The organism is Kribbella turkmenica (genome assembly GCF_004348725.1).
Classification (GTDB): Bacteria; Actinomycetota; Actinomycetes; order Propionibacteriales; family Kribbellaceae; genus Kribbella; species Kribbella turkmenica.
Map to the genome: position 1 here is coordinate 1 of NZ_SMKR01000185.1, position 14,077 is coordinate 14,077.

12 protein-coding genes are annotated in these 14,077 nt (G+C 70.0%); 7 read left to right on the forward strand and 5 right to left on the reverse strand.

What is annotated here, in order from left to right:
• The first annotated feature begins 149 nt into the window (after positions 1–149).
• The 4 genes from E1218_RS30465 to E1218_RS30480 are packed head-to-tail and all read left to right on the forward strand — an operon-like array spanning position 150 to position 5,490.
• On the forward strand, positions 150–1,655 hold the full coding sequence (locus tag E1218_RS30465) for an SCO6880 family protein (RefSeq protein ID WP_202866277.1): 1,506 nt from the start codon (positions 150–152) through the stop codon (positions 1,653–1,655).
• A gap of 16 nt (positions 1,656–1,671) precedes the next feature.
• Entirely contained in the window at positions 1,672–3,285 is a 1,614-nt protein-coding gene (locus E1218_RS30470) for an ATP/GTP-binding protein (RefSeq protein ID WP_132326489.1), read from the forward strand.
• Positions 3,285–5,126 carry a type IV secretory system conjugative DNA transfer family protein gene (locus tag E1218_RS30475; protein WP_132326491.1) on the forward strand — a complete coding sequence of 614 codons (1,842 nt, stop codon included), beginning with the start codon at positions 3,285–3,287 and terminating at the stop codon, positions 5,124–5,126. The genes E1218_RS30470 and E1218_RS30475 overlap by 1 nt, the downstream gene beginning before the upstream one ends.
• Positions 5,116–5,490, forward strand: coding sequence for a DUF4913 domain-containing protein (locus E1218_RS30480; protein ID WP_132326493.1), 375 nt, complete (start codon positions 5,116–5,118; stop codon positions 5,488–5,490). Before E1218_RS30475 ends, E1218_RS30480 begins: the two co-directional genes overlap by 11 nt.
• Positions 5,491–5,730: 240 nt before the next feature.
• Here E1218_RS30480 and E1218_RS30485 read toward each other — a convergent pair whose 3' ends face one another.
• Together E1218_RS30485 and E1218_RS30490 are read right to left on the reverse strand one after the other, a co-directional pair.
• The gene (locus E1218_RS30485; RefSeq protein ID WP_132326495.1) at positions 5,731–6,444 is read right to left on the reverse strand and encodes a hypothetical protein; all 714 of its coding nucleotides are present in this window, start codon (positions 6,442–6,444) and stop codon (positions 5,731–5,733) included.
• A 43-nt stretch (positions 6,445–6,487) separates the two neighbouring features.
• Positions 6,488–7,816, reverse strand: a complete 1,329-nt coding sequence (locus tag E1218_RS30490) for an MATE family efflux transporter (protein ID WP_165949487.1) — start codon at positions 7,814–7,816, stop codon at positions 6,488–6,490.
• A gap of 538 nt (positions 7,817–8,354) precedes the next feature.
• On the opposite strand from E1218_RS30490, the gene E1218_RS30495 reads away from it, so the two are divergent.
• Positions 8,355–11,429: a replicative DNA helicase gene (locus E1218_RS30495; protein ID WP_132326509.1), complete on the forward strand. Its 3,075-nt coding sequence runs from the start codon at positions 8,355–8,357 to the stop codon at positions 11,427–11,429.
• Here E1218_RS30495 and E1218_RS30500 read toward each other — a convergent pair whose 3' ends face one another.
• Positions 11,430–12,062, reverse strand: a complete 633-nt coding sequence (locus tag E1218_RS30500) for a MerR family transcriptional regulator (protein ID WP_132326497.1) — start codon at positions 12,060–12,062, stop codon at positions 11,430–11,432.
• Positions 12,063–12,145: 83 nt separating this feature from the next.
• On the opposite strand from E1218_RS30500, the gene E1218_RS30505 reads away from it, so the two are divergent.
• Together E1218_RS30505 and E1218_RS30510 are read left to right on the forward strand one after the other, a co-directional pair.
• Entirely contained in the window at positions 12,146–12,667 is a 522-nt protein-coding gene (locus E1218_RS30505; RefSeq protein ID WP_132326499.1) for a DoxX family protein, read from the forward strand.
• Entirely contained in the window at positions 12,664–13,065 is a 402-nt protein-coding gene (locus E1218_RS30510) for a hypothetical protein (protein WP_132326501.1), read from the forward strand. Before E1218_RS30505 ends, E1218_RS30510 begins: the two co-directional genes overlap by 4 nt.
• Positions 13,066–13,068: 3 nt before the next feature.
• On the opposite strand, the gene E1218_RS30515 is transcribed toward E1218_RS30510, so the two are convergent.
• Positions 13,069–13,464, reverse strand: coding sequence for a RidA family protein (locus E1218_RS30515; protein WP_202866278.1), 396 nt, complete (start codon positions 13,462–13,464; stop codon positions 13,069–13,071).
• A 43-nt stretch (positions 13,465–13,507) separates the two neighbouring features.
• Entirely contained in the window at positions 13,508–13,936 is a 429-nt protein-coding gene (locus tag E1218_RS30520) for a phosphatase domain-containing protein (RefSeq protein WP_233712582.1), read from the reverse strand.
• Positions 13,937–14,077 lie beyond the last annotated feature (141 nt).

The following is a 14,077-nucleotide window of genomic DNA, read 5'->3' on the forward strand; positions in this document are numbered from 1 at the left end:
CGGTGGCGGTGGCCCGTCGGGCAGCGGCGGCTCGGCCCGCGACCTGAGTCGCGACAACGACCGGGCCCGCGCCCAGCAGCAGCAGCAGAACCTCCGTTGGCAGGACGACCAGTCCCGCCGCGACGCACAACGAGACTCGGACGGACCACGTGGCAGCGGCTGACAACGTGCGCGCCCCGCGCACCTACGGAAACTGGCGGCAGCCCGCCTCGGCGGGTATCGCCGGGCTGGGCACGCTCGGCACCGCCCTGATGATGGGCGGCCTGATCGCGACGATCCTGGCCATGATGGCCGGCGGTGTGATCGCCGCGGTCATCACGTTGCTGATCCTGGCCATCTGCCTGCTGATGCTGATGACCAAGGACAAGCACGGACTGTCCACGCTGCAACGGCTCTCGACCCGCATTGGATGGCAACGAGCAAAGATGGCGAAGCACAACCTCTACCGTTCCGGTCCGCTCGGGCGGACCGCCTGGGGCAAGTTCCAGCTCCCCGGTCTGGCCGCCGCGTCGCAGCTGAGTGAGTTCAAGGACTCCTACGGACGGCCGTTCGCGCTGCTGTTCTACCCGAGCACGCGGCACTTCACCGTCGTCATCAACGCCGAGCCGGACGGCGCGTCGCTGGTCGACGAGGAGCAGATCGACGTATGGGTCGCGCACTGGGGCCAGTGGCTGGCGTCGCTCGGCCACGAGCCGGGCATCGTGGCCGCGTCGGTGACGGTGGAGAGCGCGCCCGACACCGGCATCCGGCTGCGCCGCGAGGTCGGCAACAACATGATGGACGGTACGCCGGCGATCGCCCGGGCGATGCTGACCGAGGTCGTGCAGACGTATCCGGAGGGCTCGGCCCTGGTCTCCGCGCGGGTCGCGCTGACCTTCAAGGGCACCGACCGCAACGGCAAGCGGCGCAAGGAAGACGACATGGGCCGCGAGCTCGCGTCCCGGCTGCCGGCGCTCACGCAGAGCCTGAACGCGACCGGTGCCGGTGCCGCCCGTCCGGTCACCGCGCAGGAGCTCTGCGAGACCGTGCGGATCGCCTACGACCCGGCCGCCGCGGTCCTGATCGACGAGGCGCGCGGGCAGGGGATGGCGCCGGAGCTGCTGTGGACCGACGTCGGTCCGGCCGGTGCGCAAGCGTTCTGGGACAAGTACCGGCACGACTCGGCCTGGTCGGTGACCTGGCAGATGACCCAGGCGCCGCGGGGCGAGGTGTTCTCCTCGGTGCTGTCCCAGCTGGTCGCCCCGCACGCCGACATCGACCGCAAGCGGGTCACGCTGCTCTACCGTCCGCTGGACGCGGCCACCGCGGCCCGGATGGTCGAGGCCGACAAGCGCAACGCGTCCTTCCGCGCGACCACGTCGAGCCGTCCGACGGCCCGGACGATGGCCGAGGCCCGGGCCGCCGACAGGACCGCCCAGGAGGAGGCCCGCGGCGCCGGCCTGGTCAACTTCGGCATGGTGGTCACCGGGACGGTGATGACGGCCGAGCAGATCCCGGACATGATCGCCGCGATCGACAACCTCGGCGCGACCGCGCGGATCCTGCTGCGTCCGGCGTACGGGTCGCAGGACTCCGCGTTCGTGGCCGCGCTGCCGCTGGGCGTCGTACTGCAGAGCCACCTGTCCGTTCCGGCCGGCCTGCGGGAAGCTCTATGACCGCTGGGGAGTCCTTATGAGCAAGAAGCCGAAGAAGCCGGTCGACCCGTCCCGCGGCGGCAAGCGGCCGATGCCGCGTGGCTGGCCGGGCATGGGCGGCGGCTACTCGACGTACCTGCAGGCCCCGGCCGAGTGGCGCGGTACGACGGTCCAGGTCTGCGGACTGTGGCCGTTCGCGGCCGGTACCGGCAGCCCGATGGTCGGCGTCCCGATCGGCCGGAACATCCTGTCCGGCGCGACCATGTGCTGCGACCCGATCAGCTGGTTCATGCGCGCGAAGCTGATCTCCAACCCGTCGATGTTCGTACTTGGCAAGCCTGGCTTGGGGAAATCGACGATCACCCGGCGGATGGCGCTCGGCCTGGCCGGGTACGGCATCCAGCCGCTGGTGCTCGGCGACCTGAAACCTGACTACAAGGACCTGATCGAGGCCCTCGGCGGCCAGGTCATCCAGCTCGGCCGCGGCCGCGGGCACCTGAACGTGCTCGACCCGGGCGAGTCCCGGCAGGCCGCGCTGCGGCTCACCGGCAAGGCACGCGAGGCGATCCAGGCGGACGCGCACGGCCGCCGGCAGACGATGGTGTCGGCGCTGATCTCGATCATGCGGTCGGCCCCGCCGTCGGACCGCGAGGAAACGATCATCGACGAGGCCCTCAAGGTCCTCGACGAGCGACACCAGGGGACGCCGCTGCTGCGTGACCTGCTCCGGGTTATCCAGGACGCGCCCGACCGGGTCCGCAACGTGGCCCTGGACCGCGGCAGCCTCGACCGGTACCGGCAGATCACCGAAGGGCTCGAGGCGTCGCTGATCGGTCTGGTCGGCGGCGGCCGGCTCGGCGAGATCTTCTCCGAGCAGACCGACAACCCGATGCAGATGGACCGTCCGGTGGTGTTCGACGTGTCCAACATCGACGACTCCGAGACCAGCCTGCAGGCCGCCGTACTGCTGGCCTGCTGGTCCTACGGGTTCGGCGCGGTGGCGGTCTCGCAGGCGCTCGCCGAAGCCGGGCTGGAGCCGCGGCGGCACTACTTCGTCATTCTCGACGAGTTGTGGCGGGTGCTGCGTGCCGGTCGTGGCCTGGTCGACCGGGTGGACGCGCTCACCCGGCTGAACCGCCAGCGCGGTGTCGGCATGGCGATGATCTCGCACACCATGTCCGACCTGCTCGCGCTCGAGCACCCCGAGGACCGGATGAAGGCCAAGGGTTTCGTCGAGCGGTCCGGCATGGTCATCTGCGGCGGTCTGCCGCGGGCCGAGATGGAGAACCTGACCGAGGTCGTGCCGATGTCCGAGGAGGAGAAGAACATGCTCATCGGCTGGCAGGACCCGCCCGCGTGGGACCCGGCCACCGGCGAGGAGGCCGCACCACCAGGCCGAGGGAACTTCCTGGTCAAGGTCGGCGGCCGCCCCGGCATCCCGGTGCATGTCGGGCTGACCTCGGTCGAACGCGAGATCAACGACACGAACAAGTTGTGGCGGACGGGTGCCGACGGCAGGCCGCTGAAGGTCGAGGTGGCCGCCGACGGGTCGGAGGAGGTCCTCGAGGAGTACAGTCTCGACGACCCGGCCATGCTGCCGCCGCCCGACCCGACCACCCGCCTGGTCTCGCGGACGGGAGTTGACGAGTAATGGCGCAGGGCAGGAAGAGCACCGGTCCCGGCGGACTGTCCGTCGAGTCGATCATCGTCTTCATCGGCATCGGACTGTTCGCGGTCATCGTCGGTGGGGTGTGGGGAGCGCTCAAGGTCGCGGCCGCGGTCAACGACACCCGCGCGGTCGGCAACCCGCTGGCCGCGATGACCGACCTGATCGAGGGCCGGCTGCGCTGGTCCGCCGCGGCGACCGGGGTGTTCATCCTCGAGATCGTCGTCCTGATGCTGGTCGGTGCCGGCGGCTACTTCCTGGTCCGCAAGCGGGAGAAGTCGATCGGCCGGGTGGACCGGCAGGCGCATCTGATGTCGAAGCGCTCGGAGATCTACAAGCTCACCCGCGAGGGTGCGCAGGGGATCGCGGACCGCCTCGGCGCCGGGCACGCGGGCCCCGGCATCCTGATCGGCCGGACCGTCCGCGACAACCTGGAGGTGTTCGGGTCCTGGGAGGACATGCACGTCGACATCTGGGGTCCCCGGACCGGTAAGACGACCTCGCGCGCGGTCCCGGCGATCCTGGACGCGCCCGGCGCGGTGGTCGCCACCTCGAACAAGCGGGACATCGTCGACTCCACCCGTGGTCCGCGACTGGACAAGGGCCCGGTCTGGGTGTTCGACCCGCAGGAGGTCTGCGAGGAGCCGCCGAACTGGTGGTGGAACCCGCTCACCTACATCACCGACGAGGTGAAGGCACGCGAGCTGGCCGAGCACTTCGTCGCGTCGCAGCGCAAGGAGAACGCGCAGACGGACGCGTTCTTCGACGCCGCCGGCACCGACCTGCTGGCCGGCCTGCTGCTCGCGGCGGCGGTCGCGAAGCGCCCGATCACGCAGGTGTACAGCTGGCTCGCCGACCAGCGCAACGACGAGCCCGAGCGGATCCTGCGCAACACACCGGGCTTGCACCTGTCCGCGGACGCGCTGTCCGGCGTGATCAACGCGCCGGACAAGCAGCGCGCCGGTGTCTACGGCACGGCCCAGCAGAGCGCGCAGTTCCTGGTCAACCGGAAGGTCACCCGCTGGGTCATCCCGCAGGGGCCGAACGACACCCGCCCGCAGTTCAACCCGCACGAGTTCGTCCGCAAGGGCGGCACGTTGTACAGCCTGTCGAAGGAGGGCGCCGGTACGGCGGGGCCGCTGGTCACCGCGTTGACGGTGGCCGTGGTGGAGGCGGCCGAGGAGTACGCCAAGGGCTGCCCGATGGGCCGGATGCCGAGCCCGCTCGTCGGCGTACTGGACGAGGCCGCGAACGTGTGCCGCTGGAAGAACCTGCCCGATCTGTACAGCCACTTCGGCTCCCGCGGCATCGTGCTGATGACGATCCTGCAGTCCTGGGCGCAGGGGATGGAGTGCTGGGGCGAGCGCGGCATGGACAAGCTGTGGTCGGCCGCCAACATCCGGGTGTACGGCGGTGGCGCCTCGGACGCGACCTTCCTGGAGAAGCTGAGCAAGCTGATCGGCGACTACGACATCACCTCGAGCTCGGTGTCGTACAACAAGGGCGAGCGCGGCACCAGCCGGCAGACCCAGCGGCACCACATCCTCGAGGTGTCCGACCTGGCGTCGATGCCGCCCGGCCGGGCCGTGGTGTTCCCGTCCGGTATCCCGGCCACGATGGTGAAGACCGTGCCGTGGTTCACCCGGGCGGACGCGGGCGCCGTCAAGGCGTCGCTGGCGAAGTACGATCCAGGAGCCGGTGCCGGCGCCCCGCAGAGTGCGAACCCGTGGGTCGCGGCCGGGAGCCGGCCGCCGTCGGCGCCGCCGGCGATGCCGACCGGTGTGCCGGTCTGGGAGCAGAGTGAGGAGCAGCGCCGTGGATGGTGAACAGGAACTCTTCTATCCGCACGTCGCGGCCTTCGTCGAGGACAGGCTGGTCTACCTCTACTCGCGCCGGATCGGCCAGCAATATGTCTGGTGCCCGGAGTGGTACCGGCACGCCGAGGCGCTGAGCCGGCTGGACTCGATCTGGCGGGCCTGGGAGCACCTCCGGCTCGATCCGGCCACCGGGATGTCGGTCTGGTGGCGCGACCACGCCGACCCGCACATGATGGCGCTGCTCGATCCGGACGGCCCGTTCGCGGCCTGCCGTGGTTCGCACACCGACTACCCGATCCCGCCGCTGCCGGTGGAGGAGCCGCCGGCTGGTCTGTTCTTCGACCAGCGGCAGCCGAACCTGCGCGGCATCTAGGGGTGGCGGTGGGGGCAACCTGCTGGTCGCGATTCCTAATCGAGCTGGTTGCCCTAGGCATCTTCGCCGGGTCGAGGCCGGGAGGCGGGCAGTACGACGCCGTCCGATCGCTGCTTGTAATCTGGCTTCCGCGGCTGCGCTGTGGAGCCTCGCTCTGCCGCTGGCCGCGGTGGTCTTCGTCGTGCTGGTCTCGGCGAACTCGCCGCTCATTCACGTCCAGAAGCTGAGCGCTGACCCGCGTCAGTCGCCCAGACCGACGTCCCGGAGCTCGCCGGGGCGGGTCGTCCGCTGCTTCTTCAGGTTCTTGCGACGCTGGACGAACTTGCGCGCCGTCGGCGTCTCGGCCGGTGGATTCCGGACGGCGTCGGCGGCGGGCGGTTGCCCGGGCTGCTGGGCCGCCTCGCTCCGCCGGTCGCGCGCTTCGGCGTCGTACCGGTCCGCGGCGCCGTCGTCGTACCTCGCGCCGCGCTCCTCCCGGTCCGCGGCGCGTTGGTAGCGGCGTCCGGCGGCCGCGGTCGCATCCGCGCCGGGCTCGTCCGGGTGGGCCGCGGCTTCGTCGAGCAGGTGGCGGCCGTGAGCGCGGTCGCTCAACCCTTGCCGGCGCTGGGCGGCGGCGTCGTCGCGAAGACGATCGCGCTTGAGCTCGGCGACGTCGGCGAGGCGCATCGCCTCGGTGGTCTCCGCGGTGGCGTCGAGGACCTCACGCCGGTGGCGGACCTCCCGCAGCTCGCGCTCGTCCGCGGTGATCTCGAGCTCTTCGTCGCGGAGTTGATCGAGCTCCTCCTCGTCGCGGCGGGCCTCCTCCGGTGTCAGCACCGCCGTCGACGGCTCGGCGTCGCGCACCCACTCGCCGGCGCCACGCCGTTCACTCAGCGCCTCCGGGCTGTCGTCGTCGCCCTGCTCACGCTGCTCGGGCTCGAGCGCAACGGTCTGCTCGTCGTCGGTGTCGGCCATGCCGCTCCTTTCGTTCCACCCACACGATGCCGCACGGGCAGGGTCAGCGGGTAGCTCCCGTCACCAGCCAGGCATCGCGGCGCTCGCGGGTGACCAGGGTGAGCAGTCTCAGCAGCATGAAGCCGCCGAACGCCCACCACAGGGCGACGACGCCACCGTCGAGCCACAGCACACTCAGCGCCAGCGGCACGTACAGCACGAGAGCGATGACTCCGGCCACCGCCAGGTACGGCCCGTCACCCGCTCCGATCAGTACGCCGTCGAGGACGAACACCACGCCGTTCACCGGCTGCCAGAGCGCTGCCACGATCAGTACGGCGGCCAACGTACTCCGGACCTCGGGGTCCGCGGTGAACCACGGCACGTAGATGTCCCGGAGCCCCCACAGCGCCAACCCGCCGAGCACCCCGGAGAACAGGCCCCACCACATCATCCGGCGGGTGATCGCCCGGGTGCCGTCGACGTCCCCGGCGCCCAGGGACCGACCGGTCAGCGCCTGCGCGGCGATCGCGATCGCGTCGAGGGCCAGCGCCAGGAACGACCACAGGGTGAAAGCGACCTGATGCGCCGCGACGGACGTCGTACCGAGGGCGGTGGCGACGAACGTCAGCAGGATGATCGCCACCCGCAACGTCAGGGTGCGGACGATCAGCGGCACGCCCATCTGCGCGGACGCGAGGATGCCCGGCCGGTCCGGCCGCAGCTTGGCGCCGTCCCGGCGGGCGCCGCGGACGACGACCACGACCAGCGCGACCCCGGCGGCCGTCTGCGCGAGCGCCGTACCGAGGGCCGACCCGGCGATGTCCAGGCCGAAGCCGTAGACGAACAGGAAGTTGAGTCCGATGTTGACCAGGTTCGCGCTGATCGCGACCACCATCGGGGTCTTGGTGTCCTGCAGACCACGCAGTACGCCGGTCGCCGCCAGCAGCAGAAGCATCGACGGGATGCCGAAGCACGAGATCCGCAGGTAGACGACCGCGTGGCCGGCGACGTCCGGCGACGGATCGAACGCCCCGATGGCGGCCGGGGCGAAGATCAGCCCGGCCACGGCGAGTACGACCCCCAGCAGCAGCGCCAGCCACAGTCCGTCGATGCCCTGGGCCAGTGCGCCGCGATGGTCGCCGGCGCCGATCCGGCGGGCGACCGCCGAGGTGGTCCCGTAGGCCAGGAAGATGCAGACGCCGACCAGGGTCTGCAGGATCGTTCCGGCGACCCCGAGGGCCGCGAGTTGCGGCGTTCCGAGATGTCCGACGATCGCCGAGTCGGCCAGCAGCATGAGCGGCTCGGACACCAGCGCGAAGAATGCCGGGACGGCCAGGCGCAGGATCTCCCGGTCCTGCTCACCGATGAGTCGACGCAGCTTCGACCTCACCGTCGCGGTCGGCCTGTCATGAGCATGAGCCACATTGTGCCTGACTCAGGCTGTGCACAACCGATCAGACCCAGGAGTTCGGAAAATGGGACCCGACTTTTTCTTCTCCACAGTTGTGCATTGGTGAAACCGCAGGTCAGAGGCCCTTTGTGGGTGGTTGTCCCCAGATATCCACAGGAATATGCCCAACCTGTGCACACCTGTCACCGGAGTTTCCCACAGTTCGTCCACAGGGGGTGTGGACGGCGAACTACCACCCTGTGACCCGACCGGCGTACGGTCACGTGACTGACGCCGTCCGCCCGCAGTCTCGGGGGCGAGTCCGCCTGCGGATGGCGCCGGCGAGGGCCTGTCCGACCGGCGTGGTGGGGCAGTGGAAACTGTCGGCGGGTTCGGCTACGGTTCGAACGGTTGTTCGAACCGTGCCGGGCGTGGTTCGGCCGGGTGTCGGCTCGGTGGGACGAGGAGGTCGGACGAAGTGAGTGTGGCGGAGTTCCGCGGGGGGCAGGGCGGCGGCCAGGAGGAGCGCAACCCGGAGATGGGCTTCGACCGCACGCCGCCGCAGGACCTGGCGGCCGAGCAGTGCGTGCTCGGCGCGATGATGCTGAGCAAGGACGCGATCGCCGACGTCATCGAGACTCTGCGCGGCACCGACTTCTACCGCCCGGCGCACGAGATCGTCTTCGACGCCGTCACCGACCTGTACGCGCGGGGTGAGCCGGCCGACGCGATCACGGTCGCCGCGGAGCTGAACCGCCGCGGCGAGATGGCCCGGATCGGCGGCGCGCCGTACGTGCACACCCTGGTCGCCTCCGTCCCGCTCGCCGCGAACGCCGGGTACTACGCGCACATCGTCCGGGAGAAGGCGATCCTGCGCCGCCTGGTCGAGGCCGGCACCAAGATCGTCCAGCTCGGGTACGCGGGTGAGGGCGAGGTCGACGACGTCGTCGACGAGGCCCAGGCCGAGATCTACTCGGTCACCGAGAAGCGGACCGCCGAGGACTACGCGCCGCTGAAGGACATCATGGAGGGCGCCCTCGACGAGATCGAGGCGATCGACTCCCGCGGTGACGCGATGGTCGGCGTGCCGACCGGGTTCACCGACCTGGACGAGCTGACCAACGGGCTGCACCCCGGCCAGATGATCATCGTCGCCGCCCGTCCCGCGATGGGGAAGGCACTCGCGCTCGACACCCCGCTGCCGACGCCGACCGGCTGGACGACGATGGCCGAGGTCGCGGTCGGCGACCAGCTCCTGGACGCCGACGGGCTGCCGACCACGGTGGTCGCGGCGACCGAGGTGATGGTGGACCGGCCGTGTTTCCGGCTGTTCTTCTCCGACGGCAGCACAATCGTCGCCGACGCCGAGCACCAGTGGCGAGTCGAGGACGGCGGCCGCCCGGTGGTCTGCACGACCGCCGACCTGCACACGGCGATGTCCGCGAGTCCCGGGCTGACACCGCCGATCCCGGGGTCGGCGCCGCGTCAGATCACCGGGCACGGTTTCCCGGCCGCGCCGGCCGGCGAGGGCGACCGGCGGCTGGAGTGGCTCGACCCGGTGGAGAGCGTGCCGGTGCGCTGCGTCGAGGTCGACAACCCCGACCACCTGTACCTGGCCGGCAAGACGATGATCCCCACCCACAACTCCACCCTCGGGCTGGACTTGGCCCGGTCGGCGTCGATCAAGCACGGCCTGACCTCGTGCATCTTCTCCCTGGAGATGAGCCGCAACGAGATCACCATGCGTCTGCTCTCGGCCGAGGCGAAGGTGCCGCTGCACCACATGCGCAACGGCAAGATGACCGACGAGGACTGGGCCCGGCTGGCCCGCAAGATGGGCGAGGTTTCCGAGGCCCCGCTGTTCATCGACGACTCGCCGAACCTGACCATGATGGAGATCCGCGCCAAGGCCCGCCGGCTCAAGCAGCGCCACGACCTCCGGCTGATCGTGATCGACTACCTCCAGCTGATGACGTCCGGCAAGAAGGTCGAGTCCCGCCAACTCGAGGTCTCCGAGTTCTCCCGCTCGATCAAACTCCTCGCCAAGGAACTCGAGCTCCCCGTAGTAGCCATCTGCCAGCTCAACCGGGGCTCCGAACAACGCTCCGACAAACGTCCCATGGCTTCCGACCTCCGCGAATCGGGCTGCCTCACCGCGGACACTCGGCTGCTGCGCGCGGACACCGGTGCCGAGATCTCGCTCGGCGAACTGCTGGCCACGAACGCACGCGACGTCCCGGTCTGGTCGCTGGACGACCGGCTCAAGCTGGTGCCGCGGACGCTGACACACGCCTTCCCGAGCGGGGTGAAGGAGGTCTTCCGGCTGAAGCTCGCCTCCGGCCGGGAGATCAAGGCGACGGCGAACCACCCGTTCCTCACGTACGACGGCTGGAAGCCGCTGGGTGACCTGCGTCCGGGCGCCCGGTTGGGATCGCTGCGCCATGTCCCCGCGCCGCTGGACGTCGCGCCGTGGGACGAGGACGAGGTCACCCTCCTCGCCCATCTGCTCGGCGACGGCTCGTTCGTCAAGCGCCAGCCGATCCGGTACGCGAGCATCGACGAGGCCAATCTGACGGCCGTCGCCGCGGCGGCACGCCGACGCTTCGGCATCACCGCGGTCCGCGACGAGTACGCCGCGGACCGGGTCACCAGTCTCCGCCTCCCGGCGCCGTACCGCCTCGCCCGGGGCAAGCGCAACCCGATCGCGGCCTGGCTCGACGAGCTCGGCCTGTTCGGTCTGCGCAGCCACGAGAAGTTCGTCCCGGCTGGTGTCTTCGCCCTCCCCAAGGATCAGGTCGGCCGCTTCATTCGCCACCTGTGGGCCACCGACGGTTCCGTCCGCTGGGACGCCAAGGTCGGCCAGGGCCGCATCTACTACACCTCCACCAGCCGCCGCCTCGTCGACGACCTGGCCCGCCTCCTCCTCCGCCACAACATCTTCAGCCGGATCGAGACCGTCAAGAAGACCGGCGACCGCGACAGCTATCACCTGCACATCTACGGCGCCGAGAACCAGTTGCGCTTCTGCGACGAGATCGGCGTTCACGGCCTGCGCGAACTCGAGGTTCTCGAGGTGGCCGCGGCGCTGCGCGACATCAAGAGCAACACCAACCTCGACACCATCCCCCAAGAGGTCTGGACCCACGTCCGCGAGGCGCTCGCCGACCAGAAGATGACCCACCGGGAGTTCGCCTCGGCCATGGGCACGCAGTTCTCCGGCTCGGCGATGTGGAAGCGTGCCCCGAGCCGGCAACGCCTCGCCAAGGTCGCCGACGTCCTCGACGATGCCGACCTCGAAGTCCTCGCCACCAATGACATCTTCTGGGACACCGTCACCTCGATCCAGTCCCTCGGCGAACAGCCGGTGTACGACGCCACCGTCCTGGGCACCCACAACTTCGTCGCCGAAGGCATCGCCACTCACAACTCCCTGGAGCAGGACGCCGACGTCGTCATCCTCCTGCATCGCGAGGATGCGTATGAGCGGGAGTCCACGCGGCCCGGCGAAGCGGACTTCATCGTCGCCAAGCATCGCAACGGGCCTACCGCCGAAGTGGTCGTGGCGTTCCAGGGGCACTACTCGCGGTTCGTGGACATGGCCCACGACGGGTAGTCAGAGCTTCTTCCACCGGTTGGCCGAGATGGATTCCTGGGCCAGGAGGCGGAGGGAGGAGATGAGGGTTTCGCCGAGGATGGTGCCGATGACCACCGACTCGGCGAGTTGGTCTCGGGTGGGGTTGGTGGAGACGGCTTCGATCTCCAGTTCGGTGAAGCGTTCGACGGCTTCGGCGTAGGCGTCCAGGAAGGTGACGAGGTTGTCCTGGCCGAGGGTGCGGAGCGCGGCGACGGTCTCGATCAGGGTGGTCAGGGCGGGGGCCTCGGGTTCGACAGACCAGCCGCGGCTGGAGATGACGCCGGTCACCTGAGCGGCGGCGGCTTCGCGGGCCTCGTCGGACGCAGTCGGCTTGCGGCGAGGGGTGAGGGCCCGGTGGGCGCGGCCGATCTGCTCGTGCAGGGGTACGGCGTCGGAGTCGAGTGACTCGAGAATCTCTTTCACCTGGGCCACCGGGACCTGCGCGATCTCCACGAGGGCGCGGATCAACCGCAGCCGGCGGACGTGCGGTTCGCCGTACGACGCCTGGTTCGGGCTGGTGAGCTCACCCTGCGGAAGCAGCCCCTCACGCAGGTAGTACTTGATCGTCGGCACCGGTACGCCGGTGGCCCGGCTCAGTTCCCCGATTCGCATCTCGCTTGCCTTCCTCGCGGTCGTGATGGATAGTAGCAGTATCCATAAACGGATAGTGCCACTATCCATCGAAGGGAGGGTAGATGATCCCCGCAGTTCTCGTGCTGGCGACGGTGGTCTTCCGGGCGTTCGGTGCGCTCGGCGTCCGGCGGTTCGCCAGTTCGCCGGTGAGTGCGGCGCACGGAATGGCCGTCATGCTGCTGTTCACCGCGAGCGCGCACTTCGTGCCGGCGAGCGTGACGGCGATGCCGAACCACGCCGACCTGGTCCGGATGGTGCCGCCGTTCCTGCCGTTCGCGGACGCGCTGGTGTACGTCACCGGCGGGCTGGAGTTCCTCGCCGCGGCCGGTCTCGTGCTGACCGCGACTCGGCGGCCGGCCGCGATCGGGCTCGCCGCGTTGTTCGTGACGTTGCTTCCGGCAAACATCTATGCGGCGGCCGTACAGGTTGTCCTCGCCAACGGTGAGCCGGCGACGCCACTCTGGCAGCGGATTCCCGAGCAGATGCTCTACATCGCGGTGGTGCTCTGGGTTGCCCGGACCGCGGACAGTACGCCGACCCGCGGACTGCTCGCCCGAGCAGACAAGGAGAGCGTGTACTCATGAGTGATGCTTCGCGGATCATCGCCGGAGCGATCCTGCTGACGATCGTGACGATCCAGTTCGGCGGCTACTTCATGACGAAGATCGTCCGTGGCCAGGTGCCGATGACGGACTTCCAGAAGTCGTTCGCCCGGGCCGGCCACGCGCACGCCGGCGTCCTGGTCATCCTGAGCCTGGTCGGCCTGCTGTACGTCGACCAGACCGGGTTGACCGGGGCCATGCTGTGGGTCGCGCGGCTGGCGATCCCGGTCGCGGCGATCCTCATGTCCGGCGGCTTCTTCGCCTCGTCCACCGGCAGAGGCCGGACCCAGCCGAACCAGTTCCTCTGGATCCTCTGGCTCGGCGCGGCGTCCCTCGCCCTCGGCGTCCTGACGCTGGGCATCGGGCTCATCGCCGCCTGAGCGTCAGAGCGCCGCGGTCACGTCGATCTCGACGAGTTGACCGGGGAAGCCGAGTTGGGCGACGCCCAGGAGCGTGCTGGCGGAGGTGAACGCAGGCGCGAGCGGTGAGTCGTTGAGTTGCGTCCACACCGCGGCGAGCTCGTCGCGGTCCGCGCTGGCAACGTAGATGACCGTACGGACGACGTCGTCCGGCTTGGCGCCCGCGGCGTCGAGGGCGACGAGGATGTTCTTGATGACCTGCTCGGTCTGACCTTCGAGCCCGGCGCCGGCCAGCGTGCCGGACGGGTCGAGCGGGCACTGGCCCGCGAGGTAGACGAGAGTGTCGGCCTGGACCCGGGTCACGTGATGGTAGCCGGGCGTCGGATGCAGGTTGTCAGGGTTGGTGCGCTCGATCGTCACGCGGCCGAGCAAACGCGGCGGCGCCGCCCGCGGTCAACGGGATTTACCGGCCGAAGCGTCGTACGTAGCGCTTCTGCCAGGGCATTTCGACCGCGTGCCGGTCGTAGTGCTCCCGGACGAAGGCAACGGCGCGGTCGGCCGGGATCCCGTCCAGGACGGCCAGGCAGGCGAGCGCCGTACCCGTGCGGCCGCGGCCACCGCCGCAGGCGAACTCGACGCGTTCGGAGCCGGCCCGTTCCAGCGCCTCCCCGAAGACCCGGCGAGCCTCGGCGTGGTCAGTGGGCAACCGGAAGTCGGGCCAGCGCAGCCAGTGCGACTCCCAGTCGACCGGCGGAGGTTGCTGACCCAGGAGATAGACGCCGTACGTCGGCGGAGGCCCCGCCGGCGGGCCGGTGCGCAGACCGCGTCCGCGCACCGGCCGGCCCGACGGCAGGACCATCACACCAGGTACGTCGCTGTCCCAGGACGCCACCCGGTCACCTTAGTCGAGGCGCTCCTCGGTGGAGGAGGAGAACAGGTGCAGCTTGTCCGGGTCCGGGGCGAGGTGGACGAGCTGCCCCTTGTCGTTGTGCAGGCGGGTGCCGATGCGGGCGATGATCTGCTGGTTCGTCGA

Coding starts and splice junctions, on each gene's coding strand:
- E1218_RS30485 (WP_132326495.1), bottom strand. CDS start 6,444: ATGGCCGACACCGACGACGAGCAGACCGTTGCGCTCGAGCCCGAGCAG.
- E1218_RS30475 (WP_132326491.1), top strand. CDS start 3,285: ATGGCGCAGGGCAGGAAGAGCACCGGTCCCGGCGGACTGTCCGTCGAG.
- E1218_RS30495 (WP_132326509.1), top strand. CDS start 8,355: ATGGGCTTCGACCGCACGCCGCCGCAGGACCTGGCGGCCGAGCAGTGC.
- E1218_RS30500 (WP_132326497.1), bottom strand. CDS start 12,062: ATGCGAATCGGGGAACTGAGCCGGGCCACCGGCGTACCGGTGCCGACG.
- E1218_RS30470 (WP_132326489.1), top strand. CDS start 1,672: ATGAGCAAGAAGCCGAAGAAGCCGGTCGACCCGTCCCGCGGCGGCAAG.
- E1218_RS30505 (WP_132326499.1), top strand. CDS start 12,146: ATGATCCCCGCAGTTCTCGTGCTGGCGACGGTGGTCTTCCGGGCGTTC.
- E1218_RS30510 (WP_132326501.1), top strand. CDS start 12,664: ATGAGTGATGCTTCGCGGATCATCGCCGGAGCGATCCTGCTGACGATC.